We start from the raw sequence: 26,310 nt of genomic DNA, 5'->3' as shown, positions 1-26,310 counted from the left end.
TCACAGCTCCATCCCGTCATTCGGATCAAGCGAGACCTGTCGCGCCACACCTTGCATGAGGCGGGCCATTCGGCGGTTCCGGGTGGCTTCCTCCTCCATCTCATCGGGAGGATCGATCTCGAATTCGTTTTCGATGGGCTCCTTCTTCTCGACAGGTTTCACGCGGCTCAGTTCGGGTTGACGCCGGCGCTCGGATTCGGTCGGATCCTCATCCTCCTCGGCGGTGCCCGCCACAGCTTCGTTGAACGGGAGATGAGCCGGGATCGGCAGGCGGCTCCAGTCGTCCGGATGCGGTTCGCCGGTACGGACCAGCTTCGGCGGCGGCAGTATCCGCTCCTGAAACCTTGCGTCCTCGAAGTATCGCGCCTTCTTCGCCCGGATCGGCGGCGTTCCTGCGACCATGACGATTTCGTCAGCCGGGGGAAGCTGCATGATCTCGCCAGGGGTGAGCAGCGGTCGCGCGGTTTCCGAGCGCGAGACCATCAAATGCCCGAGCCAGGGCGACAGCCGATGCCCGGCATAGTTCTTCATCGCCTTCATTTCGGTGGCGGTGCCAAGCGCGTCGCTCACCCTCTTCGCCGTCCTTTCGTCATTCGTCGCGAACGACACCCTCACATGGCAGTTGTCGAGGATCGAGTTGTTCGGCCCATAGGCTTTCTCGATCTGGTTCAGCGACTGGGCGATCAGGAATGATTTGAGGCCATAGCCCGCCATGAAGGCCAAGGCGCTCTCGAAAAAATCCAGCCTGCCCAATGCCGGAAACTCGTCCAGCATCAGCAGTAGCCGGTGACGCCCGCCCCTCGCCTGCAAATCCTCGGTCAAACGGCGGCCAATCTGGTTGAGGATGAGGCGAATGAGCGGCTTGGTGCGATTGATGTCGGACGGCGGCACGACGAGGTAAAGCGTCGTCGGGCGCTTGCTGCCAACGATGTCGGTAATGCGCCAGTCGCAGCGCCGCGTCACTTCGGCAACGACAGGATCGCGGTACAGGCCCAGAAACGACATGGCGGTCGACAGCACGCCCGATCGCTCGTTGTCGGATTTGTTCAGCAGCTCACGCGCGGCCGACGCGATAACCGGGTGCGGGCCTGCGTCACCCAGATGCGCGGTCTTCATCATCGCAGCGAGCGTCGATTCGATCGGCCGCTTCGGATCGGACAGAAATGCCGCGACGCCGGCCAGCGTCTTGTCCTTCTCGGCATAAAGGACGTGCAGGATCGCTCCGACCAGCAGCGCGTGGCTGGTCTTCTCCCAATGGTTCCTTTTGTCCAGCGACCCTTCCGGATCGACCAGGATGTCGGCAATGTTCTGGACGTCGCGGACTTCCCATTCACCCCGCCGCACCTCGAGTAGCGGATTGTAGGCTGCCGATCGTGCATTGGTCGGGTCAAACAGCAGCACGCGGCCGTGCCGGGATCGGAAGCCGGCGGTGAGTGTCCAGTTCTCCCCCTTGATGTCGTGGACGATGGCCGAACCTGGCCAGGTGAGCAGCGAGGGCACGACCAGGCCGACGCCCTTGCCCGATCTCGTGGGCGCAAAACATAAGACGTGCTCCGGGCCATCATGCCGCAGATAGGCCCGATCAAGCCTGCCGAGAACAACACCGTCCTGGTCGAGCAGACCGGCAGCCTTCACTTCCTCCGGCTCGGCCCAGCGCGCCGATCCGTAGGTCGCAACATTCTTGGCCTCGCGCGCCCGCCAGACCGACATGCCGATCGCAACCGCGATGGCGATGAAACCGCCAGACGCCGCGATCATACCGCCTTCGACGAAGATCGGTGGCGCATAGGCATCGTAGAAATACCACCACCAGAAGAAGGCCGGAGGATAATAGATCGGCCAGCCGGCCAGCTCGAACCAGGGCTGGCCGAGCTGGGGCTGGAAGCCGAGGCGCCAGGCCGTCCACTGTGTCGCTCCCCAGGTCGTCATCAGCACGATCAGGAAGACGGTGAGGATCTGGCCCCAGAGAATTTTCGTCGCGGACATGGCGTTGGTCCTTTCATGTATTGAGGTTTAAAGGCCGAGCCCCCGCTTGCGGCCAAAACTCCAGTCGATGCCGCCGTCGTTGCGGGCGACGCCGGAGACGTGGCGACCGAGCTGTTTTTCCAGGGATGGCGACCACGGTACGAGCTGGAAGCCGAGACCGTCGTCGATCATCGCGTAGCGGCCCGACGCGAGCGCGAAGCGTTGCCGATAGGTGCCGGCGACATGTTCGCCGCCTGCGGCCCCGTTGAATGGCTGACCCGTCTCGGTGGCGAGTTTCTCGCCAAGCGTATCGAGTTCGCGGCGGCGCAAGGTGTCGACCAGCCGGCGGGCGAACACCACGCTGCGGCCCTGGCGCTCGGCAAGACCTTCGGAGATCAGATGGTCAGCGCGCCGGTCCATAGCCTGCTGCACCTCGGCGCCGAAGCCGCCATCGGAGAGCGACAATGGTTCTCTTGCCACCGCCTGCCGGTCGAGCCAAGTCGCGCCCGATGCCGTGACCTGTCGCTCGATGTCGAGATCGGAGCGAACGGCGAGCGCGACACGGCGCTCACCACGCGCGTCATCGAACTTGCGCAGCTCGACAATCGAGCCGGGAGCGCTGTCGCCGGCCGCATCGAGATCGGGCAGCTTGATGTGATGGGTACGGCCATCGACGCCATCGACGACGGCATAGGCCGAGCCCTTCAGTTCGTCGTCGAGACCGCGATCGACCAGGCGGCCGATGATCGGCTCATCGAGGCTTTCACCTGCGAGCACATAGTTGGCCGAGCCGCGTTCGATGCCACGGTCCGTCAGCGCCTTGTGCATGCGTTTGATGATGTCGCCACGCTCGCCGAGTTCGCGCAGTACCGCCTCGGCTTCCGGCTTGACGAACCATTGCGAGTGGCCGACCTGTCCGGCCAGGCCAAGGACTTCCAGCTTGCGCAGGCGTCCGACCTTCAGGGCATGAAACTCGTCTGGCTCGCGATCCGATTGCGGCGCAAGATCGATGATACCGGTTTCTCGTGCATCCCGGACAAGCTGACGGTCGAGCTGGGTCCATCGTTCCGATTCAATCTGGCGCTCCAGCGTGCGGCGGATGTCGAGGTCGGTGCGCGGCCCCAGCTCCTGGGTGATGAGATCGCGCGCCCGGTCACGCATCCCCTCCTTGATGTAGTCGCGCGAGATGACGAGATCCTGGCCGTCGTCACGGACGCCGCGCACGATCAGATGGACATGGGGATGCTCGGTGTTCCAGTGATCGACGGCCACCCAGTCGAGCCGGGTGCCGAGGTCCTTCTCCATCTGTCCGACGAGATCACGGGTGAAGGACTTGAGATCGGACATTTCCAGCGCGTCGTCTGGCGAGACGATGAACCGGAAATGATGCCGGTCATCCTGGCTCCGCTCGGCGAAGGCGCCGGCGTCAGCATTCTCGGTGTCCGGCCCGAACAGGCGGGCCTTTTCCCCGTCACGGGTCACGCCCTCGCGGCGCAGATAGTTGAGGTGGGTGCCGAGTGGCGCTGTCCGTCCCGAATGCCGCACGACGCGCGCCTTGACGACAGCGCCGCGCGAGCGCGACGAGATCAGGCGATTGGCCTGGATGCTGGCGCGCTGACCATGTCCGAAACGTGAGCGATTACCGGGAACAACGCGGCCGGAGCGCGATACGCCGCCGCCGGCCCTCTTCGCCGCGGCGAGCGCCTGTGCGATAAAGGGCCGCGCCGATTGCCCCCGGCTGGACCGGATGCGCCCCGGACGGACGCGGAACTCGCGCTCATCGGCCATGGCGTAGCCCTGCAATGTTCAGAAAATCTCGTAGAGACAGGGTGTTGGGTCGTTGGCGAACATTGCGGCAGAGCCGGGAAATGTGCGCAACGGGGCAGAAACCCCAGCAAAAACAACCACCCGACCGCCACGCAATGTGCGTCCTTTTATCCTGCCATCCTCCGGTTGCTTCTCCTGCCTCCACCCCCGGCACCCTCCATGATGCGCCAGAGCCCGACAGGATGCGAAAGAGCCGGTTGAGGGTCATTGCGGACCGTCCCCCTCGCGCCGGGTGAGGAAAATGGCGTCTGGCTGCGATGCGGCGGCGCGATCGTCCTGTGCCGGAACGGAAGGTTGCCGGCCGCTCGACGGATGATCGGCGGCTCGATCATCGGCAGGCCGGCGGTTATCGCCGCGCGCCACGAAGAGCGGTGCCTCGCGCCAATCGGCCGGTGGCTGGAATGCGGTTCGCGGCCTGTCCGCAGGAGCTGCACTGCCCAGAGCGGGTGCGAGCAAAGCGACATAGGCGCGCGTTTCGGCCGGCAGGGAACGGCCGGTTGCGAGGTATTCGTCGTAGAGCGCCGGTCCCGCATTGTAAGCCGCGAGCATGGCCGGAACCGTGCGGTAGCGATCGAGCATCTCGCGCAGATAGGCCGTGCCGGCGATGATGTTGTCGCGCGGATCGAAAGGATCGCGCCCAAGCCGGTAACGGGTGCGCAGTTCGGCCCATGTGCCGGGCATAATCTGCATGAGCCCGAGGGCACCGGCAGGCGATACAGCGCGCACGTCGTCATGGCTTTCGGTACGCTTCACCGCGACGATCCATGTCTGCGGGATGCCGAAGCGCTGCGATGCCTCGGCGATGTGCGCAGCATAAGGATCGGCAGTCGCCGTGCGTGTCGCTGGCAGCGTTTGCGCGCATACCGAGACCGTGGCAGGCGCGGCGAAGGCCAGGCCGGAAAGGAGAAAAAGGACAGCCCTATGCCGGACGGCTGACCGACCGGCATAGGAGCTACTGCAAGGAGCCGGCACCGCTCAATCCTCCTTGCGTGATTTGGCGGGCCGGTTCATGTGCAGCCCCCAGACCGTGCTGTCGCCGCCGGACTGGAACAGGTTGGCGCGTAGCGGTTTGGCAAAGAGAGGGCTGTCGATCTTGATGGAGACATATTCGCCGGCGCGTTCACCGACATGCTTCCAGCCCGCGCCGATATCGGAACCCTCGTCACCTGCGAGCAGGACGCGATAGTCCGGAGCGTTCTCGGAGCCCGAGTGCTCGGCGGGAACAAGTGTGATGTCTTCCTTGATGCCGAGTGCTCTGAACTCTCCTTCAAAGCCAGTTTCCGTCCGGGTGAATTGACCAATCTGGGTCATGCTTGCCTCCTTGGATCTGCGGTGGGAATGGGCATGGGCACGCCGTCACCGCGTCGGCGCGCGCCAAACGAAGTGGCCGTGGCCGTCTTCATCGGTGTAGAGGGGGATTGCCCGGCCAATCACGGCGGAAGCTGGAAGCGGCCCGAAGTAGCGGCCGTCGAGACTATCCGCGACTTCCCAGTTCATCAGGAAAAGCTCGTCGTCGGCGACGGTGCGGCAGCCCTGCCAGACCGGCAGGTCGCGGCCCATCTTGTCTCGGCTGAGGGCGGAACCGATGGCAATGCCATCTATCATGATGTCGCGCCTGATCCGGCAAACCTGCTGTCCCGGCAGGCCGAGCACACGCTTCAGGAGCGGCACACCGTGACCGACATAGCCACGCCCGACCATGAAGTTGGCGAGCGGCTCGGGCGGCATGATGGCGACCAGTTCGGGCACCTCCAGCCGGTCGGCCGGCGCGATGGTGTAGAGCCCGAGCGGCGCGCTGGCGGTGGCGTTCCAGACGAGCCTGGTCGGCGTCGGAATGAACGCAGCAACGGCAGCGCCCATTGCCGCGAAATACGTCACCATGACATAGCCGAGGCGGGTCACCGTCCGATCCCCTGCCGCTTGAGCCATACCTGATGGCGTTCGACAGTGTAGGGACGCGGCAGGTGACCGGCCTGCATCCGGTGGGCGACATGGCGCCAGTGATCGGGCGCGACGTCGCAGGCGTCGATGCCGGCGCGCTCCACGGCGTCGATGTGGCGCAGCACGTCCTCGACTTTGGGCCAGCCCTCGATCTTCAGGAGGATTTCGCCGCCGGGGCGCACGAAGGGCAGCGTCTGATAAGCTTCGCCCGGTTCGATGGCGCGCACGATATCGATGCGCGATATGATCGTGCCGAAATCGTTGGCTGCCCATCGGACGAACGCGAACATGCTGTTCGGCCGGAACGACACGACGCGCCGGCGGCGATCGAGGATCAGCTCGTGCGCTTGCTCGCCGAACCTGATCCAGTATTCGACCTTATTCTCGATCCATGTCAGCTCGACATGAGTCATGTCGTCGGTGGAGCGTGCGGACGGCAACAGGCCGCCGCGCAAGCGGGGAGCCGCGTTGCCGGTCATGAGGGATCTCCTTCGGTCGGGGGGAATTCGCGCGCGAGCATCTCGCGCAGCATGTCGGCGACGGTGACGCTGCGCCGGAAGGCGGCGATCTTGATCCGTCCGCGCAGCTCGGGTGTTACGTCGATGGTGAGCCGTGCGGTGAACCCGCCGGCGTCAGCATTGCGTGGCGGCGCCTCGGCGGCCTTGATCCAGTGATCCGGGTCGGCAGGCCGAGCGGCGAAACCTTTGCGGGACGGACGCTCGGTCACGATGCCCCCCTACCGATTCCGAGACGATCGATCTCGACGGCCAGCGCCGCGATCTCGCGTGCAGCCGGCATGTCATCATCAAGTTCGCAGACAAGGCGGCCAGACTGCGCAGCCGCGGCGAAGGCGATGCGCTGGCCGATCGTGCTGGAAAGCGCTGGCGGATCGTGATCGGCCAGGGTCTCGGCTGTCTCACGCGCCAGTACGGTGCGCGCGCCGCAGCGGTTCAGGACGAAGCGCGCGGCGAGATCCGGTCGATAGACGCGCGCTTCGCGCAGAAGCGCGAGCATCTCGGCCGACGCCCAGCCGTCGAGCGGCGAAGGCTGCACCGGGATCAGCACGAGATCGGCGGCGAGCAGCGCCGAGCGCATCAACCCGGCGACCCGAGGCGGGCCGTCGATGACGACATGATCGCCGTTCCGTGCGAGCTCAGGCGCCTCGCGATGGAGCGTGTCGCGCGCCAGGCCGACGACGCCGAACAGGCGCGGAAGCCCTTCATGCTCGCGCTGCTGCGACCAGTCGAGCGCCGAGCCCTGCGGGTCGGCATCGACCAGGGTGACTCGGAGCCCCCGCCGTGCCCATTCACCGGCGAGATTGAGCGCCAGCGTCGTCTTGCCGGCCACCGCCCTTCTGATTGAGGAAGGCCACGATCATCGCGTGCCTCCCGAACGGTTGTCGAGAGGAAGTTCCGGCGTCTCTGCCGTGGCTTGCGTCGTTTCGTCTTTACGGGAAACCAATCCGCAGCCGCTCTTTTTTGCGGTTACGCTAAGGCCGCTTGCGGTCTCCCGGATGAGCTTTTGCACATCGCGCGCGCGCTCTTCAAAGTTAGATTCTGGGTTAGATTCTAAGTTAAGAGCGCGATTTCCGGTTTTATTGCCGTGGGTTAAGCCCTGTTTGCGTTCCCGATAGCACGATACCGGCGTTCCTGATGGCACGATATTGGGCGTTCCCGATAGCACGAGGCCGTCCACAGGTTGTCCACAGGGCGCGAAGGCAAGCAGCATCCGGCCACCGACCCCCACTTCCATGAACAGCGTGTAGCCGGGCAACGGCTGGCGGCGGATGATGTCGCGCATTTCGAAGACAAAGCGCCGGAAGGGAGACAGGCTGCCGGATTTCTGATGAAGGTGCCGGAAGTCAAAGCGCCACCCATCGCGTTGGCGGCCACCGTGCTTGCGGACGATCCGGTAAAGCCAGCGATCAAGCCCGCCCGTCAGATCGAAATAGGCGCGATCGATGGTGAGCACGAGCGCGTCATCGAGGACGGCCTGGTAGAACCAGTCTGGAAGGATCATCTCGATGCCGTCCGGCCTGCCGTGCCGGTCCGTCCGTTCCTTCCACTCATTGATCCACGAGAAGCGGTGACGGCGCCCCTCGGCGGGCTGGCGGATGGTGGTGGCGACGGTGGTGGACTGGAGCCGGTCGAGTGCCGCCTTCAGGCGCTGATAATCCCGAAGCGAGGTGCCGCGACCGACGAACTTCAGGATTTCGTAGGGGGTGGCGGCCATGAGCCGCGAGGTGCGCAGCCCCGCGTCGCGCGCCTCGACGATCTGGCTTGCCGCCCAGATCAGGATGTCGGCGTCCCAGATCGTGGCCATGCCGTGATCGGGAACGGCTTCGACCCGGATCGTCACATTGCCGGCGATGAAGTCGATCGGCGTGACACGATGGGTTTTCGAGAGGGAGAAAAATGGGAAAGCCATGAGATCCTGCGCGTCTCTTGGCGCGAAGTCGCCTGGAAGCGCCCGGAACAGATCGAGCTGCCCACGCTCCGAGGAGGACCGATGCCGCGCCGCCATTCGGGAAACAGGCCGCGATCAGCGTGCGTAGCGGCCGGGCTGCGGCACGGCGGGGAGCGTCTGGCGCTTCGCCGGCAGCACCTGGCCACGCGGATCGGAGGTGGAAGTGACGGCGCCGCGTTCGGCCCAGGCTTCGAGGTCATCGACGGCATAGACGACGCGGCCGCCGAGCTTGCGATAGGACGGGCCGGTCCCATAGGTCCGGTGCTTCTCAAGGGTTCGGGCGGAGAGGCTCAGGAATTCCGCGGCTTCCTTGGTGCGCAGGTAGCGCGGCGGCAAAACGGCAAGATCGGGTCGCATGGATCGGGCCTCCGTGGGGTTGCTGGTGGCCGCTGCGGTTCAGCGGTGGATGACGACCACGGTGGCGGAGAAGAGTCGTCAGGGGGGATGGGGAATTTAAAGGGGCTAAAATCCCCACCCCATGGCTGGAACGGAAACTGCTAGGATCGGCGGCGGCGACGTAGCAACTGGAGATAGCCGCCATCGACCATCGTAAAGCCGCCCTCAACGAGGCCAATGACCGCGTCTCGCAAGGAGGATGTTTTCCAAGGCTCGGAAGCGACGCGCGAGCGCCCGTAAATCGCGATGGCGATGTCACGGTAGGTCGCGCCGGCCAAGCGGGCATCGAAGACCCGCAGCATCTGGCGAGTGCGCCGCCGACGCTGCGGCGTCAGGCGATTGTCGGTCGGGACGCGCTGGCCTGTCAGCATGGCCGAAAAGCGGATTAGCGCGTGAAGCCGATCCGGTGCGTCGTCGTCGAGGATGATGATGGCGACCAGATTGCCGCCGGAATCGGAATCGATCCGGGTGACCTCGAGACGTTCTTCGTTGACGCTGAGCCGCAGGCATCCGTCGCCAGAGCTATCGACCGCGTGTGCTCGGATGAATTCTTCAGCAGTCCCAGTATCGCTTGAAGCGAATAAGCCCCTGTGGAGCAGAATGGCTCCGGGGTCGGCAATCGGGGTCCAGAAGACGGGCTGGTCGAGTGCTGTGCGTTGAGGATCTGCAACAAAAGCACAATCCCCATTTTTCAGCGACCTCGCGCGCCTGGTCGCTGTGAAGCTGTCCACGAGCGGAAAGATCGCGGTAGGCTTGGCGGTAATCCTGGTTCCGGCGAAGGAATTCCCAGGCAAGTTCGGACGTCGTCAATTGATCAACAAAGTCATAATTGGCATTCGATCGCCAGTCTTGGTCTTGCGGCATTCCTCCAAACCTCCACGCACGTTACGACTGTGGGTTACGGAGGGGGGACAATCTCAACTCGCTCGGCTTTTGGGAACAACGAAGGTCGCGTAACGTGATGCAGGTTTTGCATCATGTGCGACAGTGATCAATGAAGACTTGAGCGCATAAGGTCGGCAAAGCCGTGTTCGGCCATCCATTTCGCTCGCGCAAGGTGAGCTGCATAGATCCGGTGAGCCCGCTCGGTGTCGCGCTTGGGATCGAGGCGAAGTACGACTTCGGCAACCTCCTTCCAATCGGCGCCTTCCGCGTCCGCATCGAGAAGACGCAGGTAAAGCTTGAGGTGTTCGCGGTCGTAGGCCGTGAGTTCGGCGTCGGTCGGCGGACAGTCCGCGAGTTTAACCTTGGTCATGCAGTCCTCCCCTTCCGCTTTTGCCCAAATTGCTGGCGATCGATAGCGGAATTGTAATGGTATAGTAAAATTTGGGCTCGGGAATATGCGCACTGCTAATGATCGATTCCGAATTAGCGCTTTTCGCTGACAAGCATCACTCCCACATCAGGGCCGGAGTTGAGGAAGACGATCCCGTTGTCTTCAAAAGCCCGTCGTACCTGATCGCGCGTGCTCTCATACACCTCGAGACCGCTTTCGGATTCGAGGCGCTTGAGCGCGGTCAATGATACCCGGGCCTTGTCAGCGAGCGTCTCCTGTGTCCAAGCCAGTAACGCACGCGCGGCCCGAAATTGTCGGGCGGTGATCATGCATGATCACCTCCCACATAGACCTGCGCGCATTCCAAAACTACGGCTATTTTAGTCGCTCTTGGCTGCGAATGCCAGCGGGAACGTGCTGAAAAGGCGTGAACCATGGCATTCGCCCTCATCTGGTTCGGTTGCAGCCCGGCGGCTGCAACGCCGAGGCCCGACGGCGGAGCCGAAGCTCTACCGTCAGGCGAATGGATCGATCTCCCTGATGACGGTCTCGTCATCACCGTCATACTCGGTGGCGGGCATCACGCTGACGGTTCCGTCGCCGGCACGGAAGATGACGATCGAGACCATCAGGGTGGCGGCGAGGCTGAGGGCGTAGGCATGAGCGTCTGCAAGGGACATTTTCCGGCTCCTGTTTGGAGGCGGGGACCATCCCCCGCTCGACAGGCGCCCGAAGTGTTTTGGTCCCGACCGGGGGCATCGCGGAGGCAAGGCCGACGCGACCGCACGCTCGCGTAGCGGACCCTGCAAGGGTTGACCCTGAAAGGCCGGGATTGAAATCAAGGTTGCGTCTCAAAGAGCGGGGAATGGTGAGCGTAGGCAAGAACCGGAAAACCTTGCAGCACCCATCGTTGCAACTGTTCGATGCGCCACCCTGTTGGTCTCGATCCTTGGCGTGCCCCAGAGATGGAACGTGATGCCCGCCTCCAGATATGACCGGATGGGACTGGGCGAGATTTGTTCGCCTGAGCCGGACAGGGCTTCAGTCGTCGCCGGACGAGATTGGCCTGAACCCGATGGTCGTGATCAACGCGAACACGAAAATCCCGGCGGCTTGCGCCGCCGGGCTCCTGGCATCCCGCTCAGAACGGGATGTCGCTGTCGTCAGTGAACTGATCATCTTCGTTATCGGTCTGCTTCGCCCGGTTCAGGAAATCGACCGTCTCGGCGATGATCTCGCAGCCGTAGCGGTCGTTTCCTTGCTGGTCGGTCCACTTGGTGTAGTGGATGCGGCCGCGAACCAGAACCTTCATGCCTTTCTCGCAATGTTCCTGGATCGTCTTGCCGAGGCCGTTGAAGGCGGTGATGCGGTGCCATTCGGTGTCCTGGACCCGGTAGCCGTTATTGTCCCGGACCACCTTGCCTTCCGAGTAGCGTGGGCGCGAGGTCGCCAGGGTAAAGTGGGTGATGCTAGTGCCGCTCTGGGTATTGCGGGTTTCGGGGTCCTGGCCGATGTTGCCGGCGAGAATGACGATGTTCTGCATTGTGAGTCTCCGTTGCTCCTCGGAGGGACCATCCCTTCGATGAGACCCGGCCAAGGCCGTCAGGAGACGCCTGCACTGACGCCTCGGCGGCAGCTTGACCCCCAAGGTCGGAGTGGTGTGGGCAGGCGCTTTGCGCCAACTCGGTCCGAAACCGCGGGGGTTGCGGTCGGAAACTGAACGGACTTAGGGGATCAGTCAGTCGGAGGGATGGTCCCTTTGAGAGCCCAAACGGGGCCGCACAGCAGGATCTTCGTCCCCGCCGGCAGCACCGTTCTGACAGGATGCCGCTGCAATCCCATTATCGGGGCAGCAGCAAGCCCCCCCTTTACCGGCAACCTTGTCTCCAGCCGGACAGGCGGGCTGGGACAATAACGGCTACCGAGCTTCAGGCCGATGGCATCGCTCCGCGTCCCAATGGCAGAAAGCTCGATCCAGGAACATTGGGGGACATGGGGAAATGAAGGTGCTCGCGGTTGCCCACTGCGCCAAGCGAGCCGACCGGCAGGGCGCCGACTGCATGCGCCCGCGGTGTTGGGATTCGATGATCCGCTTTCCGAACCGAGCGAGGCAAAATAGAAAATCGTGGCGGACACGACGCTGACACAACGGCCCGTTTTGATCGGGGAGCCGGAGGCACCGAGCCGCAAGCCGCCGGGATTTTCCGAGGGAGCGGCAGATCGCGACGGCCGTATCAACGCGAGACGACGGAGGTACCGAGCGCGTTGAGATTGAGCATCGCAGAGATGCCGATGAACAGGCCGCCTGCGCCGCCGAGCAGGTTCAACACGATCGCGGAGTCGACGAAATTCTTCGTCACGCCGTGAACGAGGGCATAGCCGGCGATCATGGCAGGCACAGCGAAGACGGCGAGCGCTATCAGGCGCAAACCCGGATTTTTGGCAAAGCCGATAACGGCGACCACCAGCGCCACCGAAAGCAGAGCCGCCACGATGGCGGCAAGTCCTGACATCAGAAACCCGGCTTCCATTCCACAGACGTATTGAAAGGCGGTCAGCCCGGCCATGAACGGCAAGGCATAGATTACGAAATTATAGGCGATGACGCAAAGCGTGATCATCAAGGAAATGGCAAGCAGAATCAGCGTCATGGAAACTCCAGATGAACGGTTGAGGATCACGACAGGCTGCCGGCTGATACGTTCCACCTGCGACTATGCTGTTTCACCGTTGCTGCAAGGATGCTTTATTTGACCCGGAATTGGGACTTCCGTCAGGTAAAGGCGGCCGAGACAGGCGCCGGGCGGCGGCGCTTTACGCGCCACCGTCGAACTTCATGACGGGAATGCCGAGCTTGCGGGCCTTGTCCGCAAGGTTCTCCTGAATCCCTGTGCCTGGGAAGACGAGGACGCCGACCGGCAGGACATCGAGCATGGCATCGTTTCGCCTGAAGGGCGCGGCCTTGCCGTGCTTTGTCCAGTCGGGCTTGAAGCTGACCTGCTGGACGTTGCGGTGATCTGCCCAGCGGGAAGCGATCAATTCGGCGCCCTTCGGCGTACCGCCGTGCAGCAGCACCATGTCGGGGTGCTTTGCATGGACCTGATCGAGTTTCGCCCAGATCAGGCGATGGTCGCTGAAGTCGGCACCGCCGGTCACGGCAACCTTGGGACCGGCGGGCACCATCACCTCGGTGTCGGCCCGGCGCTTCGCGGCAAGGAAGTCGCGGCTGTCGATCATCGCCGAAGTCAGATGGCGATGGTTGACCATCGAGCCGGTGCGCGGCCGCCAGGGCGTGCCGGTGTGGTGCTCGAAAGCTTCCGCCGAGAGGTCTCGGAAGAGTTCCATGCTGTTGCGCCGCTCGATCAGGGTCTGCCCCTCTGCCGTCAGGCGCTCCAGTTCGACCGACTTCACCTCGCTGCCGTCCTGTTCCCTCTGAAGGCGGCGCTGCGCCTGCTCGTTGTCGTCGAGGTCGCGCTCCACCCGGCCGGTGGCCCGGTGGAAGAGATTGACCGTCCCCCAGAGCAGATCGTCGAGATCGGGTTCGAGGCGGGTATCGCCGAGTGTGGCGACGAGGGCGTCGAAGATATCTGTGACCGCGGCGGCGACCATATTGCCTTCCGGAAGCGGCCTCGGATCGGGTTCGTCCTGAAACGGACGCCAGCCATAGAGCTGGAGTTCGGTGAGGAGATGATCGGCGGGAGATGAGGCGTGGACCGGCTCGAAGCCTACGTTGTCGTCTTCGTTCATCATCGGGAGCATCCTTCGTCTGAGACCGCGTCCATCGCGGCCTTCGCAGGCGTCGAAGCTCACAGGCGAGACGGACTGGCAGCCATCGCACTCTCGCGAGGGCCTTGATGGCCAAGGCCGACTATTTTGTCTCGCGCTGCAAAGGCGGGCTCGTCCCCGCCGGCGGAAAATAGTCGGCCGCCGCGCCATTGCCCGGCCGGCCTGTTTGTGAGCCGATCGCCCTCTCAGAAGGCCGTGGGCGCCGCTCTCTCCGACGAGGAAGGATGTTTCCGGGCATGACGGAGACGGCAGGTGGGGATGCCTGGGGCGCGCCTCATCCACCGGCGATCTCCTTACCCCTCCATGAACCGGCTGATGTCTTCGGGATGAAGCTGATCCTTCAAAGCCGCCCGGAGGGCATCGGTGCCGCGCCAGCGCAGATCGTCGTTGAAGTCCTCGCCAACCGGCGATAGCGCAATCGCCTCGATGCCGACGCTCTCCGCTCGGGCGGTCAGGCTGTCCCTTGCCCCATCCCCGGCCGGATCGCGATCGCGAAGGACATAGAGCCGGCGCAGCGTTGCCGGGAACAGGATGGCAGCGAGGTGCGCGGCCGACAGCGCCGCCAGCATCGGCATGTAGGGCAAGACCTGGCGGGGCGACAGCACGGTCTCGATCCCCTCTCCGGCGGCGAGCACCTCGCCGGCCACGCCGAAGCGGACGCCGTGCCCGAGAAGGTCGCCCATCGCCCGCCTCGGCGTTTCAACAGGCGCCTTGCCTGAACCGTCCGGGGCGAGCCAAGTGCGGTGCGCGCCGGTCTGCCGTCCGGCAAGGTCGGTGACGGAAGCGAGCATCGCCGGCCATGTCTCAGTGGGAGAATGCTCGTCGGGCCTGTAAAAGCAGCGCGGATGGTAGCGCAGCGCGGCGGTGCCGAAGAGCGACGTGATCGCCCGCCCGTTGAGGTAGATTTCCGCAAGCGTGCCGCCGATCGGCTGCGACATGGCGAAGAGCCGCCGCGACGCTTCGGGCGAGCTAACCGCCATGCTCGATGTCCTGCCGGTCGGTGTCCTCGTCCTTTCCGGCTCGGGGTGTGGGAGCGAGAGGAAACGGCGTGCTTCCTCGGCCACGTCCTTGAAGTCGACAAGACCAAGTGCCTCGCGAATGACATCAAGCAGGTCGCCGTGTTCGCCCGTTGCGCCGTCCGTCCATTTCCCTGCGGCTCCCTTGCCGGTTTCCGGCCCGGCAAGGCGCACGAACATCGACCGGCCGGGGCTGTTCTGGGGATCTCCGACCAGCCAGTACCGCCCGGCACGGTGGCCGGACGAGAGATAATGGCGGCAGACCGCCTCGGCATGTCGGCCGAGACGGATTGCCAGGTCTGAGGCATCGTGACGGGACATCACGCTACCTCCCGTTCGGCGACGCGTTCGACCGGATAGGTTTCGAGCAGCTTGCCGAGCGCCGTGACGCCCGTGGCATCAGTTGGAACAAAGAAGCGGAGCTTCCACGAGATGATCTCGGTGAAGAGGCCATACGCGCGCAGCCGCTCGCGCATGGCCTCGCTGAAGCCGGAAAGCTCGATGCGGTTCGCGCCCATGACGCGGACGCGGCGAAGCTGCAGGCCCTCGGCAAGATCGAGGATCGTGCGGCCGTCCATCAGCGCGGCGAAGGCATCATCACCTGCAAGCACGGTCCTGCCGGGCGCAGTCGCATTGGCGGCCCAGGCCGGAGAGACGCGGCGACCGATGATTCGCTCGCCGTCATCGGTCTGTAGCCGATAGACACGCGTCGATTCATTCGGCAGGCGTTTCCACACCGGCAGCAGAAGCCCGGCGACCACATGGATGGTGCTGTCCGAGAAGGCCGGCACTTCCGAGGCTTCGCGGCTCCAGATGGCGGCGAACGTCTCGCGGTCGATTTCCTCCCAATGACTTTCCGCCATCATCTTCAGCGAAGCATGGTGGTGCTCCATCGGCCGGATCAACCGCACCCGCCGCTCGATCTCGCCATCGTCCAGCATCAGCGAAGGCGCCGGAACCTGCACGGCGGCACGACTTGACTTGGCATTGGCCAGCAGCTTGCCGTTGCCGTCGGCGATCCAGCCGAAGGCATCGTCGAGCGTCATTGGCCGGTTGCGCCGCCGCTCGGTGATGGTGAGCAGCCGCGTTTCGGCTCCGGTGGCCGGATGGGTGTAGATCGTCTTGCGGTCGGTGACGACGAAGCTCTCGGCCGTCAGCGTCTCCAATCCGATGTCGTAGACATCGCTGGCGATGGCTCCCTGCACCTTGGCGTCGAGCAATTGCTCGAAGGCGGTGAACAGGATTCCCTGAAGCTCGATGGTGAGCGCCAGAAGCCGGTTCAGGAAGGTCGTGATACCCGGCAACTCATCCTTGATGCCGTTACTGTCCATCAGCTTCAGGCCGGTGGCCGCCTCGAAACGATCAAGCGAGCATCCCTCGATCTTGCCCCGCACGAGCAGGAGATAAAGCTGGCGCAGCGCAGCGCGCGCGTATGGCGATTCCAGATTGTCTTCGGCCCTGAACAGGCCCTGGCCGCCGGTCTGACGCTGACCCCGCGTGATCGCGCCGAGCGTGTCGAGACGCCGGGCGATGGTACTGAGGAAGCGCTTCTCCGCCTTCACGTCGGTCGCGATCGGACGGAACAAGGGCGGCTGCGCCTGGTTCGTCCGGTTGGTCCGGCCAAGGCCTTGAATGGCCGCGTCGGCTTTCCAGCCGGGCTCCAGCAGATAATGGACGCGCAGGCGGAGATTCCGGGCCGACAGTTCGGCATGGTAACTACGCCCCGTCCCGCCCGCGTCCGAGAAGACCAGCACGCGCTTCAGGTCGTCCATGAAGGCGGCCGTCTCCGCCAGATTGGCGGATGGTGCGCGGTTCTCGACGACGAGGCGATCGCCCAGAGATTCGGCGCCCGACATAGTGGCGTCCACCTTGCGGACGATGCGCCGGGAACGGCCCGTCACCTCCGCCACCGTGTCCGTGCCGAATCTCTGGACGATCTGGTCGAGCGCACCGGGAACTGGCGGCAGACTGGCGAGCCGCTCGATCAGCTCGTCGCGCCGGGCGACGGCTTCGCGGCTTTCGACGGGCTGACCGTCACGGAAGACCGGCCGCGACGACAGGTTGCCCTCCGCGTCGCTGAACGGCTCGTAGAGCTGGACCGGGAAGGAATGAGAAAGGTAGTCGAGAACATATTCCCTCGGCGTGATGTCCACGCGGACGTCATTCCATTCCTCGGTCGGGATCTCGGCCAGCCGGCGCTCCATCAGCGATTCGCCAGTCGAGACGATCTGGATGACGGCAGCGTGGCCCGCCGCGAGATCGCGCTCGATCGAGCGGAGCAATGTCGGGGTTTTCATGCTGGTCAAGAGGTGCCCGAAGAACCGCTGCTTGGCCGATTCGAAGGCGCTGCGGGCGGCTGACTTAGCCTGCCTGTTCAGCGTGCCGTCGCTGCCGGTGATGTTGGCCGCCTCCATCGCCGCATCGAGATGGTTATGGATGATCGCGAACGCGCCGGCGTAGGCATCGTAGATGCGGCGCTGCTCGTCCGTCAGCTTGTGCTCGACCAGCTCGTATTCGACCCCATCATAGGAGAGCGAGCGGGCGGTATAGAGACCCAGCGACCGCAGATCGCGGGCCAGCACCTCCATGGCCGCGACGCCGCCGTCCTCGATCGCCTCCACGAACTCGGCGCGCGTGGCGAAGGGGAAATCCTCAGCCCCCCAGAGGCCAAGCCGTTGCGCATAGGCGAGATTGCGGACGGTGGTGGCGCCGGTGGCGGAGACATAGACGACACGCGCGTCGGGAAGCGCGTGCTGCAGCCGCAGCCCTGCGCGTCCTTGCTGTGAGGCGGCGACATCGCCGCGTTCTCCCTTGCCTCCGCCGGCGTTCTGCATTGCGTGGCTCTCGTCGAAAATGATCACTCCATCGAAGTCGGAGCCCAACCATTCGACGATCTGCCTGACCCTGGAAACCCTCTCTCCACGGTCGTCGGAGCGTAGCGTAGCATAGGTTGTAAATAGGATGCCTTCCGACAGGGTGATCCTTGCGCCTTGAGGAAAGCGCGAGAGCGGCGTAACCAAAAGGCGCTCCATGCCGAGCGCCGACCAGTCACGTTGCGCGTCCTCGATCAGCTTGTCGGATTTCGAGACCCAGACGGCCTTGCGGCGACCGCGCAACCAATTGTCCAGAATAATGCCGGCCGACTGGCGTCCCTTGCCCGCGCCGGTCCCATCGCCGAGCATGAAGCCGCGGCGAAAACGCACCGCCTTCGCGGCGTCGGCCGGTGCGGCCTGAATGACGTCGAAGGTGTCATCGACCGTCCACGATCCGGCGAGATAGTCGGAGTGGGCCTCACCGGCATAGACCACGGTTTCCAACTGGGCGTCGGACAGGAGGCCGAGGATGTTGGCTGGCAGCATCGGCCGATAGCTCGGCTTCGGCGGCGCGACGCTCGCCATCGCGGCGGACAGGACCAGCTTGGTCGGATGGGCCTGAGAGCCGGGAATGCGGATCGACTGCAATCCGTATTCTTCATAGATGGCGTCGGTTAGATGCGCGCCTCAGGCGGCGTCCAATCCACCCTCTCATAAGCCAGTTCCACGCCTTCGGGATCGGCGACGGACGCAGCCGGACGCGAAACGGCCGAGCGGGCGAGATAGCCGCGCTCGCTGCGGGGCGCCGTGGCCGGGCGCTGCGCCGGGATTTCCGGCAACGCGACAGGCCGACGTGGCGGAACCTGAGCCTCGATCCAGCCGAGCAGCGTGGTGACGTCCGGCGCCACGCCCGGCGAGGCCGGGACGATGGCGGGATCCTCGGCAGGCACCTTGTCGATGACCGTGAGCCTTGTCGGGAAGGTCGTGCCGTGCTTGGCATAGACCGAGCCGGCGATACCGGCGGAAAAGACGATCGTGCTCCGGTCCTGCAAGCGGACGAAGGCGTCGCGCCAGTCGGGAATATCCGGGCCAACATTGGCGCCGGTGATCGCCACCAGCCGTCCGCCGGGCGCGAGGCGGTTCAACGCCGAGGCGATATGGCGGAAGCCGGCATCGGCCACGCGGCCGGAGACGTTCGCCAGGGCGGAGAACGGTGGGTTCATCAGTACGACGGATGGCACCGCGCCTGGTGCAAGATGATCGTCGATTTGCGCGGCGTCGACGCGGGTGACGGCGATGGCCGGAAAGAGAGAGGCGAGCAGATCGGCGCGGACCTCAGCCAACTCGTTCAGGACGAGCGTGCCGCCGCTGATCTCGGCCAGGATGGCGAGAAGTCCGGTCCCCGCGGAAGGTTCGAGCACGATGTCGTTCGCAGTGACGGCCGCCGCCGTCACCGCCGCCAAGGCCAACGGAACCGGCGTCGAGAACTGCTGGAATGCCTGGCTCTCTTCCGAGCGGCGGGTTTGGGTCGGTAGGAGGCCGGCGATTTTCGACAGGGCGGAAAGCCGCGAAACCGGAGAGACGGCTTTACGGAAAAGCGCACGTCCGTATTTGCGCAGAAACAGGACCGTGGCGACTTCGCAAGCGTCGTAGGCCGCTTTCCAATTCCAGACTCCGCTGGAATCGGACACACCGAAGGCGGTTTCCATGGCCGAGCGCAGGACAGTCGTGTCGACGCGCTCACCGCGTTCGAGATAGTCGAGAAGATGATTAGCGGCCGCGAGAATGGCGGGCGCATGGGCAACAGGGGCGACCGGAGCGGCCACGGGCAAGGCGATGTTCATGAGAGGAAGCCTCAGGAGAGCGGGAACGGGAAGCCCGCGCAGCGCTCTCTCTCGACCGCCCGGGCTCAAACCCGTCCCACGGTCCTCTTCCTTTCCGACAACCGCCGTTACATGCAGATTTGCATATTGCGGCTTCCCTCCGCGTCATGAACATGCGTGGCAACCGTCCCATCAAATCGGGGACGGCGACATGAACGACAAGCGACATGAGAGAACATATGGAAGAACAGTTTTTCGACACATCACACGGCAGAATAGCTTTTTACGATAATCGCGCCGATGGCCTTGCGATTGTAATGTTGCACGCCAACTCTATTTGCAAGGAGAGCTTTGCGCCCCAGATTGCGGCATTCGGGAACACATACCGAACCATTGCCATCGACCTGCCCGGTCACGGAGGCTCCTCCGACGCGACAGACCCACGTCGAAGCTACAGCATGAGCGGCTATGCGAATGCCGTTTCCGAATTGCTGACCGGGATCGGCATGACACGATACGCGGTGCTCGGCCATTCACTCGGCGGTCATGTCGCGCTGGAACTGCTCGCGCGCCACGAAGCGTCGATTGCCGGCGCCGCCATTTTCGGCACGCCGCCGATCGAAAACAGCATCGAGGGACTGATCGCCGGTTTCGTGCCCAGCCCGGACATGGGCTATACCGGCAGCCTCGTCATTACCGAAGAACAGGTTGGGATGATCGCCAGGATGGCGCTCGGGGAAAAGGACGAAGGCAATGAAACGTTCCTCGCCGCGATCCGGCGCACCGACGGCCGGGCGCGGCAATATATGATGGAAGACGCACAGGCCGGCAAAACCAGCGACCAGCGCAAGGTGGCCGAAACGACGGCGATCCCCCTGCTGATCATCAACGGCGCTGACGATCCCGTCGTCAATCTGGACTATGTCGACAGCCTCTCTTACCGGAACGTCTGGACGGGCAAGCCGATCCGGCTCGCCGGGACAGGTCATGCCGTCCATCGCGAGGAGGCGCAGGCATTTAACAGGCTGCTGGCCGAATTCCTCGAAACGATCACCTGATCAGGCCGGCGCATCCTCGCTTGCGTAAAAACGCCTGCATCGCTTCCGAGATCGGCGGCTCGATGTCGAAGACACCGAACCGCCGACGAAAGCGATCCCACTGGCGCCCCAACAGACCCCGGCGCCGCGCATCGGGGCACATCCATATCCAGTCGAGCCGCCAAGGGTTGTCACCGCGTCCAGCCGGCTGGGGGCGAAACGCACAGGCACCGACGATCCGGTCCTCGTCATCGGAAAACAGAAACCCGACCGCTTCACTGTCGTGATCGGGGTCGGTCTGCCATTGCACGAAATCGTAGCTCAGCTCGCGCTTCAACTCGAGCGCCCGATCATAAACCGCCTTGCGTTTCCATTTCGGTGACGACGCATCCACCCAGGGAGCGTCGAGATCGCGGGACAATGCATCTGCGAATTGCCGGTTCGGCTTCGGGTCGATGATGGCAAAACGCTTGCGGTGGAACGACCGGTGCACCTGTTCGTCGGTCCGCAGGCCCTTGACGTAGAGCATTCCGCAATCGGGGCAGGTCACGGATTGCGTCTCTGGGCGCTTGCGATATTTCGGAGCGACGATCTTCAGCCACAAGGGCTCGCCATTGTCATCAATCACATATTCCAGTCGGTAGCCCGATCCCGTCTTGTGTCGCATCGTGCGCATTCCCCGCCATGGCCGATGAGGCGCCGAGAGGGTCACAGGCGGCATGCGATGACGGTTCTGATCATAGAAGAGAACCGAGATCTCGTCCTCGCTCAGATGGGAAACCGGCGGAATTGCCCCCTTGAGCCGAGCGCACAAGGTCGTCAGATCGATCCGGAAGCCCAGCCGTTCGATGAAGATGCAAAAGGCGGCGGCATCGATCGCGGAAAGCATGGAATGACCGAAACCGTCATCGAGCCGATGTTTCGGGCGCGAGAACACAGCGCGAAACGGCAGGTTGAGCGCGGCGGTGAACTTTTCGATATCGATGACCGCAGGCGGGTCCGATCTGCGGTCGAGCATCAGCAGCAAATCTTCGATATCAGCCGTCAATGCCCATCCGGTTTCCGCGATCCTTGTGGCCAACGAAACCGGGACAGGGCGATCGGACGGCTCCGGTCTTTGCAACGCATCCCATATCGCCCGGATCGTTTGTCCTTCGACTTCCATGCGATCCCCCAAATGTAGCGGCGATATTGTTTCGTCGGATATTCAAACTATTGTCCAGAAGGAAATAAGCAGGAGAAGATCATAAATCGGAACCGTCCACCATGAGTTGAGATATTCTCGCTACACAGGATGATTCCTGGTGCGGACATGGCCCGTCTTGTCGATGACGCTATGGTGACGGCAAGTGCATGGGTTATGGAGGCCGAAAAATGGTAACAGTTATCTGGGCACCGCCCGAAATGCCGGACGAACGCCACATCGTTGTGCGCGTTCACAGGGACGGCGTTCCCGGCACCAGTGAAAAAGGTTATTTCCACATCAGCGACAAAGAGGACCGGAGAGGCTCCGGCCCCTTCGACATCCTTCTGAACGAGGTGATAGAGCGGGCGAAGGAACAGGCCATCGACCGGGGCCTGTCGCAGGTCGTCGTCGTGCAACGCGACTGATAGCCGTAACACCGAACCCGGAGGATCGGCGTGCCCGCAATCAGCACCGACCTGTTCAAGAAGAGCTATACGACGTCGCCGAATGAGATCAGCCCCGCCGTGGTGGAGTTCTGCGCCGGCATTAATGCCGACGCCAGGCCGTCCTATGTTGCAGTCCGGCCCGATGGCGATGCGCAACCATCAGAATGCTTCAACAATGTCTCGGCCAAGGTGGACCGTGACGGCGGATCGTTCGTCTATGGCTGGCTGATCTGGGAATGGCCGCGCGTGTTCATCGAGGCGGAACATCATGCAGTGTGGGAGAAGGACGGGGTATTGATCGATATCACCCCGCCGATAAACGGTGAGACGAGAATCCTGTTTCTCCCGGACCCTGTCCGCACATACGATTTCGTGGGACAAAAGCGGCTGATCAATATCAAGAAGAGCCTCGGTCGGTTTGCGAGCGTTTCGGACTGGATACGGGCTGCCGACACATTACAGCGAACGATCGAGCGGCATTCCGTGGGAAACCAGTTCACGATGGACCGTAACCATCTCGCAGCACTCGGACGAGACGTCCAGCAAAGGCTTGGTGCCGTCTTCGTCGACCTCGGTCGCCATACCGGACCGAATGATCGATGCTTTTGCCGGAGCGGCAAGAAATTCAAGAAGTGCTGCTCACCACTGATACAGCTCCATCCCTGACAAGCAGGAAGGGATGGCCGAGCCTGGCATGAGAAAAGGCGCTCCGCCGGACAGCGGAACGCCTTGTCTGAAGGGGACCAGAAATGCGGGGCCGACCACATCGGCCCTGCGTCGCGTCTATGCGGCCGCGATCGTCGCACCATGATCGTCGTCGTTGTCGGCATCGTCCATATCGTCCTCGTCGTCACCGGCGAGAAAATCGGGCAGCGCCTCCCCCGCGCCATCCGCTTCGGCCGCCGTGACCTCTGCGGCAGCCTCGCCATCGAGATCGGCAAGGCGCAGCGGTTCAGGCAGCCAGCCGGTATCCGCCAGAAGGCGCTCGGCCTCCACCGCCATGTCGCCTTTTTTCAGATGGACGATGAGCTGGGCCGCACGCTCGCCAGCGCCTTCACGGACGGCGGCGAGGATGCGCGGCTTAGTCACCCGGCCGAGATAGTTCTCAACCGTGGGCCGGAAGCCCGCGTCCACCATGTCGAGGCCGGTGGAGCGCGCCAGCCGATCAGCCTCGGCCATACGGCGATCAAGGGCTGCCTGCGATATCCCGGTGGCGCTGTGGGGATTCGGACGCTCGTATAGGGCGTTGACCCCGTAGGCGACGCAATGGGCGAGCAGCGCCAGGCGGCTGGTCTCGTCTAGCACGGCAAGCCAGTCCCAGAGCGCGTCATCGTCGGCCGGAATATCCGTCTTCCACTCCTCATGCCGTTGCGTAGCGGATTTCGCATAGGGTGCCTCGGCGAGATCCTTGTCCTGCTCACGGAAGGAGACCTGATTGACCGAAGCTTGCAGGCTTGCACCCGACGTACTGATGCGCTGGAAGGTGTCGCGAACCAACTTATGCAAAAGGGCCGTGAGCGCCACATGAGGATTGGCGCCGACCGCGTCGCGAAGCGCCAGCGACCGATGTGCGGTCAGCTCGATTACGAGCCGTTCCGGCAGCGGCTTGATGACATCCTCCTCGTCATCCTCTTCCGGCGCGACCGGTTGACCGCCGATGGTGGTGACGGCCCGCTGGATGGTGGCGTTGGCGCCGACTTCTGAAGCAACGACATCGGGATCATCATTGCTCGCTTCGCCATCGATAGCGAGCGGAGCTTCATCCTCGGGGCGGACATAGCCGCGATCGACGACCAGATCGCCATCACGATCGATGCTGACGAAAACGCCGGCGCGGGCGATCTCAGCCGGATCGTAGATCATCGGGCGCTGCTCGAAAGCGTCAAGCGACTGCTCGATCTCTCCAAGGCGATGATCGATCTCGTCAGGCAGATCGTCGGCCTCGGCATATTCGGCTTCCAGACGATCATGTTCGTCACGAAGCGCCTCGCGGGCAGCACGCTCTTCGTCCGTCAGATTGGCTGTCGTGCCGACAAGCTCGCGCAGACCCTCGTCATGGCCATAGGGAAAGTTGACGGCGATCTCGACCCATTTCCAGCCTTCGCCGGCAATTTCCTCGGCGATGGTTTTCAGCTTTTCGCCAACCAGCCGATCGAGCAGGACCGGGTCCTGCAGCCAGCCGCCATGGTCGTCCTCAAACAGATCGCGCAGGAGGTAGCCGCCCGCCGCCTCGTAGGCGTCGATGCCGACGAACGCGGCGCGCTTGTCAGATGCGCGTACCGCAGTCTCGGTGAGCATGCGGCGGATTTGCCACGGCTCCTTCTGCCAGCCGTCCTTGATCGCTGCCCAGACCTGCTCCTGGCGCGCATGATCCTGCGAGACGGTGAAGGCCATAAGCTGCTTCAGTTCGATGCCGTCTTCGGCATAGATGTCAAGCAGCACCGGCGAGATGGAGGCCAGGCGCAGACGCTGCTTGACGACATTGACGTCGATGAGGAAGGCGGCGGCGATGTCTTCCTCGGTCATGCCCTTGTCGCGCATGGTCTGGAAGGCACGGTATTGGTCGAGCGGATGTGGCGGAACACGCTCGTCGTTCTCAGCGAACGAGATTTCCTCCATGAGGATGCCGCTGGCAGCGTCGCCGACGACGCAGGGAACTGGCGCGGTCTTGGCGAGGCGCTTTTGCTTCACCAGGATCGCGAGAGCCTGATAGCGGCGGCCGCCAGCGGGAACCTCGAACATCCCGGTTTCCTGTCCGTCGGCGTCGAGGACTGGCCGGACGTGAAGGCTCTGGATCAGGCCGCGACGCGCGATCGACACCGCAAGGTCTTCGATCGAGACTCCGGCCTTTATGCGGCGGACGTTCGATTGGCTCAAAATGAGCTTGTTGAAGGGGATGTCGCGCGAGGACGACAGGGTGATTTTTTGAGTGGCAGTAGCCATCGGGATAATCTCCGCGACGAGCGGTCGGGAGCCTCTCTCTCGACCTCCAACCCGTCACGAAGCGAAGCGCCGCCCTCTCACTCTATGAGGGCAGCGCCACGCAACCGGACATACGGGAAGGCAGGAACGCGCATAGCCGGAAAAACGGAGACCCGCATCTCCGGCTTCACGGATTTCAGGCTGTGCGATCGAGCAGCTTCTTGGCCTTGGCCTCCAGGTCGAGGCGGGCATCCTGATGGGGCTTGTCACGTGCGACTGCGGTGATCCCCTGCACAAAATCGAAAATTGACTCGGGCGGGCGGCCTTCTTCCGCCAGCACCGTGTCGATGATCTTGCCGGTTTCCGCCTTGGAGAAGCCACGTCGGCGCAGGAAGTCGGTGCGGTCCTCGTCGCTCTTCGCGACGATCCGTTCGCGGGCAGCCTTGATGCCGTTGATGAAGGGCATTGGCGAGGAGTTGGCGAAGTTCTGCAGCGCCGGAGCCGCCTCGTGGGCGAAGCGGAAGGCCGCATATTTGCTGTAGCGAATGGTGATTTCCTCGAAATCCTCGACGCCCCACAAATTGCGATTCTGGCAGACCGCACGGAGGTAGAAGCTGGCCATGCCGAGCGTCTTCGCCCCGACTTCCGAGTTCCAGCAATAGAAGCCGCGGAAGTAGAGATCGGGCGAGCCATCCGACAGCCGGCCGGCCTCGATGGGGTTCAGATCATCGACGAGAAAGAGGAATACGTCGCGGTCGCTCGCATAGAGCGTCGTCGTGTCCTTGGTGATGTCGACGCGCGGATTATAGATCCCGGTAGACCAGTCGAGCACCCCTGGCGTCTTCCACCGGGTATCCCCGGTGCCATTGCCGGCGATGCGCTGCACGGCCTCGACCAGCTCATAATCGTAGATGCGCCCATAGTCCGGGCCGGTCACGGCACGCAATTCAACGCGGCCATCATCGGTTTCCAGCGTCTTGATCTGCTCAGCCCGATTGGAGGTCAGGCCATATTGCAGATTTATACCGGCAAGCGCCGCCGGGAGCTGGCGTAGATAGGCGGCCGGAGCACCGACTTGGGCTGCGAGCTGGCCGAAGCTCCAATGCGTCGGCGCGACCGGCATGTCCGAACCGGGCAAGATCAGGGACAGCCGCTCGGCATCTGTGCGGCTTGCCTCCACATGGATGAGCGCGCTTTCCACCACGCGCGTCCGGCTACGCTCGGCCCGGTTACGCACGGAATCCATCAGCTCGTTGAGTGACAGATAGCGTTCGTCCGCTGGGCGCGAGAACCATTCGGACGACACGCGGCCGATCCGTTCGCCGCGGCTGACATCCACCTTGTAGCCGCCGGTCGCGTCACGGCGGCCATCCAGAACCTGCATATTCATGAGACCAATCTCCATGACGG

25 protein-coding genes and 2 pseudogenes are annotated in these 26,310 nt (G+C 63.5%); 3 read left to right on the top strand and 24 right to left on the bottom strand.

The window, feature by feature from the left end:
- From V6582_RS21590 to V6582_RS21490, 21 genes and pseudogenes are all read right to left on the bottom strand, one after another.
- Complete coding sequence (locus V6582_RS21590) at positions 1–1,986, bottom strand: conjugal transfer protein TraG (RefSeq protein ID WP_156634519.1); 1,986 nt, start codon at positions 1,984–1,986, stop codon at positions 1–3.
- Positions 1,987–2,013: 27 nt separating this feature from the next.
- Positions 2,014–3,753 (bottom strand): relaxase/mobilization nuclease domain-containing protein, encoded by a 1,740-nt coding sequence (locus tag V6582_RS21585; RefSeq protein ID WP_156634520.1) that lies wholly within the window; start codon positions 3,751–3,753, stop codon positions 2,014–2,016.
- Between the two features lie 243 nt (positions 3,754–3,996).
- On the bottom strand, positions 3,997–4,764 hold the full coding sequence (locus V6582_RS21580; protein WP_349508944.1) for a lytic transglycosylase domain-containing protein: 768 nt from the start codon (positions 4,762–4,764) through the stop codon (positions 3,997–3,999).
- A 3-nt stretch (positions 4,765–4,767) separates the two neighbouring features.
- Positions 4,768–5,103 carry a DUF736 domain-containing protein gene (locus tag V6582_RS21575; protein ID WP_156634521.1) on the bottom strand — a complete coding sequence of 112 codons (336 nt, stop codon included), beginning with the start codon at positions 5,101–5,103 and terminating at the stop codon, positions 4,768–4,770.
- A gap of 45 nt (positions 5,104–5,148) precedes the next feature.
- Positions 5,149–5,694: a S26 family signal peptidase gene (locus V6582_RS21570; protein ID WP_337739385.1), complete on the bottom strand. Its 546-nt coding sequence runs from the start codon at positions 5,692–5,694 to the stop codon at positions 5,149–5,151.
- On the bottom strand, positions 5,691–6,212 hold the full coding sequence (locus V6582_RS21565; protein WP_156634523.1) for a DUF2840 domain-containing protein: 522 nt from the start codon (positions 6,210–6,212) through the stop codon (positions 5,691–5,693). The genes V6582_RS21570 and V6582_RS21565 overlap by 4 nt, the downstream gene beginning before the upstream one ends.
- Positions 6,209–6,460 carry a hypothetical protein gene (locus V6582_RS21560; RefSeq protein WP_060719722.1) on the bottom strand — a complete coding sequence of 84 codons (252 nt, stop codon included), beginning with the start codon at positions 6,458–6,460 and terminating at the stop codon, positions 6,209–6,211. Before V6582_RS21560 ends, V6582_RS21565 begins: the two co-directional genes overlap by 4 nt.
- Positions 6,457–7,111 (bottom strand): annotated as a pseudogene (parA, locus tag V6582_RS21555) (ParA family partition ATPase). The gene V6582_RS21560 and the pseudogene parA overlap by 4 nt, the downstream one beginning before the upstream one ends.
- Positions 7,108–8,256, bottom strand: a complete 1,149-nt coding sequence (locus V6582_RS21550; protein WP_156634524.1) for a replication initiator protein A — start codon at positions 8,254–8,256, stop codon at positions 7,108–7,110. The pseudogene parA and the gene V6582_RS21550 overlap by 4 nt, the downstream one beginning before the upstream one ends.
- An 18-nt stretch (positions 8,257–8,274) precedes the next feature.
- A complete protein-coding gene (locus V6582_RS21545; RefSeq protein WP_060719725.1) occupies positions 8,275–8,556 on the bottom strand; it encodes a helix-turn-helix transcriptional regulator in 282 nt (93 codons plus the stop codon).
- A 140-nt stretch (positions 8,557–8,696) separates the two neighbouring features.
- A complete protein-coding gene (locus V6582_RS21540; protein ID WP_349509009.1) occupies positions 8,697–9,020 on the bottom strand; it encodes a DUF2285 domain-containing protein in 324 nt (107 codons plus the stop codon).
- A gap of 127 nt (positions 9,021–9,147) precedes the next feature.
- Positions 9,148–9,459, bottom strand: coding sequence for a transcriptional regulator domain-containing protein (locus V6582_RS21535; RefSeq protein ID WP_234889856.1), 312 nt, complete (start codon positions 9,457–9,459; stop codon positions 9,148–9,150).
- Between the two features lie 127 nt (positions 9,460–9,586).
- Positions 9,587–9,850, bottom strand: a complete 264-nt coding sequence (locus tag V6582_RS21530; RefSeq protein WP_156634525.1) for a DNA -binding domain-containing protein — start codon at positions 9,848–9,850, stop codon at positions 9,587–9,589.
- 113 nt (positions 9,851–9,963) lie between these two features.
- Positions 9,964–10,200, bottom strand: a complete 237-nt coding sequence (locus V6582_RS21525) for a transcriptional regulator (protein WP_060719728.1) — start codon at positions 10,198–10,200, stop codon at positions 9,964–9,966.
- A 186-nt stretch (positions 10,201–10,386) separates the two neighbouring features.
- Complete coding sequence (locus tag V6582_RS21520; RefSeq protein WP_171430984.1) at positions 10,387–10,551, bottom strand: hypothetical protein; 165 nt, start codon at positions 10,549–10,551, stop codon at positions 10,387–10,389.
- Between the two features lie 461 nt (positions 10,552–11,012).
- Positions 11,013–11,414 (bottom strand): single-stranded DNA-binding protein, encoded by a 402-nt coding sequence (locus V6582_RS21515; protein ID WP_156634526.1) that lies wholly within the window; start codon positions 11,412–11,414, stop codon positions 11,013–11,015.
- Positions 11,415–12,105: 691 nt separating this feature from the next.
- Positions 12,106–12,522 (bottom strand): hypothetical protein, encoded by a 417-nt coding sequence (locus V6582_RS21510; RefSeq protein ID WP_156634527.1) that lies wholly within the window; start codon positions 12,520–12,522, stop codon positions 12,106–12,108.
- A gap of 163 nt (positions 12,523–12,685) precedes the next feature.
- Positions 12,686–13,621 carry a DUF2493 domain-containing protein gene (locus V6582_RS21505; RefSeq protein ID WP_156634528.1) on the bottom strand — a complete coding sequence of 312 codons (936 nt, stop codon included), beginning with the start codon at positions 13,619–13,621 and terminating at the stop codon, positions 12,686–12,688.
- Positions 13,622–13,950: 329 nt separating this feature from the next.
- Positions 13,951–14,994 (bottom strand): DUF7146 domain-containing protein, encoded by a 1,044-nt coding sequence (locus V6582_RS21500; RefSeq protein ID WP_156634529.1) that lies wholly within the window; start codon positions 14,992–14,994, stop codon positions 13,951–13,953.
- Positions 14,994–19,330: pseudogene (locus V6582_RS21495) on the bottom strand (strawberry notch-like NTP hydrolase domain-containing protein). The gene V6582_RS21500 and the pseudogene V6582_RS21495 overlap by 1 nt, the downstream one beginning before the upstream one ends.
- Positions 19,331–19,572: 242 nt before the next feature.
- Positions 19,573–19,725: a hypothetical protein gene (locus tag V6582_RS21490; RefSeq protein ID WP_234823925.1), complete on the bottom strand. Its 153-nt coding sequence runs from the start codon at positions 19,723–19,725 to the stop codon at positions 19,573–19,575.
- Between V6582_RS21490 and V6582_RS21485 the strand changes: the two genes are divergently transcribed.
- Entirely contained in the window at positions 19,672–20,367 is a 696-nt protein-coding gene (locus V6582_RS21485; RefSeq protein ID WP_337739386.1) for an alpha/beta fold hydrolase, read from the top strand. The two genes, V6582_RS21490 and V6582_RS21485, sit on opposite strands and share 54 nt — an antisense overlap.
- Here V6582_RS21485 and V6582_RS21480 read toward each other — a convergent pair.
- A complete protein-coding gene (locus V6582_RS21480; protein WP_156634530.1) occupies positions 20,360–21,511 on the bottom strand; it encodes a C2H2-type zinc finger protein in 1,152 nt (383 codons plus the stop codon). The genes V6582_RS21485 and V6582_RS21480 overlap by 8 nt on opposite strands.
- A 209-nt stretch (positions 21,512–21,720) precedes the next feature.
- On the opposite strand from V6582_RS21480, the gene V6582_RS21475 reads away from it, so the two are divergent.
- Positions 21,721–21,957, top strand: a complete 237-nt coding sequence (locus tag V6582_RS21475; protein WP_060719734.1) for a hypothetical protein — start codon at positions 21,721–21,723, stop codon at positions 21,955–21,957.
- Positions 21,958–21,987: 30 nt separating this feature from the next.
- Positions 21,988–22,644: an SEC-C metal-binding domain-containing protein gene (locus V6582_RS21470; protein ID WP_156634531.1), complete on the top strand. Its 657-nt coding sequence runs from the start codon at positions 21,988–21,990 to the stop codon at positions 22,642–22,644.
- Between the two features lie 117 nt (positions 22,645–22,761).
- Here V6582_RS21470 and V6582_RS21465 read toward each other — a convergent pair whose 3' ends face one another.
- The gene (locus tag V6582_RS21465) at positions 22,762–24,921 is read right to left on the bottom strand and encodes a ParB/RepB/Spo0J family partition protein (RefSeq protein ID WP_349508996.1); all 2,160 of its coding nucleotides are present in this window, start codon (positions 24,919–24,921) and stop codon (positions 22,762–22,764) included.
- A gap of 175 nt (positions 24,922–25,096) precedes the next feature.
- Positions 25,097–26,290, bottom strand: coding sequence for a DUF932 domain-containing protein (locus V6582_RS21460; protein ID WP_156634909.1), 1,194 nt, complete (start codon positions 26,288–26,290; stop codon positions 25,097–25,099).
- Between the last annotated feature and the right edge of the window lie 20 nt (positions 26,291–26,310).

Source organism: Agrobacterium vitis (assembly GCF_037039395.1).
Classification (GTDB): Bacteria; Pseudomonadota; Alphaproteobacteria; order Rhizobiales; family Rhizobiaceae; genus Allorhizobium; species Allorhizobium vitis_E.
This window is presented reverse-complemented; position numbering and strand designations above follow the sequence as displayed.

Excerpts from the sequence above, each read along its gene's own strand:
- V6582_RS21550 (WP_156634524.1), bottom strand. The coding sequence starts at position 8,256 with ATGGCGGCGCGGCATCGGTCCTCCTCGGAGCGTGGGCAGCTCGATCTG.
- V6582_RS21585 (WP_156634520.1), bottom strand. The coding sequence starts at position 3,753 with ATGGCCGATGAGCGCGAGTTCCGCGTCCGTCCGGGGCGCATCCGGTCC.
- V6582_RS21530 (WP_156634525.1), bottom strand. The coding sequence starts at position 9,850 with ATGACCAAGGTTAAACTCGCGGACTGTCCGCCGACCGACGCCGAACTC.
- V6582_RS21565 (WP_156634523.1), bottom strand. The coding sequence starts at position 6,212 with ATGACCGGCAACGCGGCTCCCCGCTTGCGCGGCGGCCTGTTGCCGTCC.
- V6582_RS21465 (WP_349508996.1), bottom strand. The coding sequence starts at position 24,921 with ATGGCTACTGCCACTCAAAAAATCACCCTGTCGTCCTCGCGCGACATC.
- V6582_RS21510 (WP_156634527.1), bottom strand. The coding sequence starts at position 12,522 with ATGACGCTGATTCTGCTTGCCATTTCCTTGATGATCACGCTTTGCGTC.
- V6582_RS21545 (WP_060719725.1), bottom strand. The coding sequence starts at position 8,556 with ATGCGACCCGATCTTGCCGTTTTGCCGCCGCGCTACCTGCGCACCAAG.
- V6582_RS21515 (WP_156634526.1), bottom strand. The coding sequence starts at position 11,414 with ATGCAGAACATCGTCATTCTCGCCGGCAACATCGGCCAGGACCCCGAA.
- V6582_RS21505 (WP_156634528.1), bottom strand. The coding sequence starts at position 13,621 with ATGATGAACGAAGACGACAACGTAGGCTTCGAGCCGGTCCACGCCTCA.
- V6582_RS21520 (WP_171430984.1), bottom strand. The coding sequence starts at position 10,551 with ATGTCCCTTGCAGACGCTCATGCCTACGCCCTCAGCCTCGCCGCCACC.
- V6582_RS21535 (WP_234889856.1), bottom strand. The coding sequence starts at position 9,459 with ATGCCGCAAGACCAAGACTGGCGATCGAATGCCAATTATGACTTTGTT.
- V6582_RS21575 (WP_156634521.1), bottom strand. The coding sequence starts at position 5,103 with ATGACCCAGATTGGTCAATTCACCCGGACGGAAACTGGCTTTGAAGGA.
- V6582_RS21480 (WP_156634530.1), bottom strand. The coding sequence starts at position 21,511 with ATGGAAGTCGAAGGACAAACGATCCGGGCGATATGGGATGCGTTGCAA.
- V6582_RS21525 (WP_060719728.1), bottom strand. The coding sequence starts at position 10,200 with ATGATCACCGCCCGACAATTTCGGGCCGCGCGTGCGTTACTGGCTTGG.
- V6582_RS21500 (WP_156634529.1), bottom strand. The coding sequence starts at position 14,994 with ATGTCCCGTCACGATGCCTCAGACCTGGCAATCCGTCTCGGCCGACAT.
- V6582_RS21460 (WP_156634909.1), bottom strand. The coding sequence starts at position 26,290 with ATGAATATGCAGGTTCTGGATGGCCGCCGTGACGCGACCGGCGGCTAC.
- V6582_RS21590 (WP_156634519.1), bottom strand. The coding sequence starts at position 1,986 with ATGTCCGCGACGAAAATTCTCTGGGGCCAGATCCTCACCGTCTTCCTG.
- V6582_RS21475 (WP_060719734.1), top strand. The coding sequence starts at position 21,721 with ATGGTAACAGTTATCTGGGCACCGCCCGAAATGCCGGACGAACGCCAC.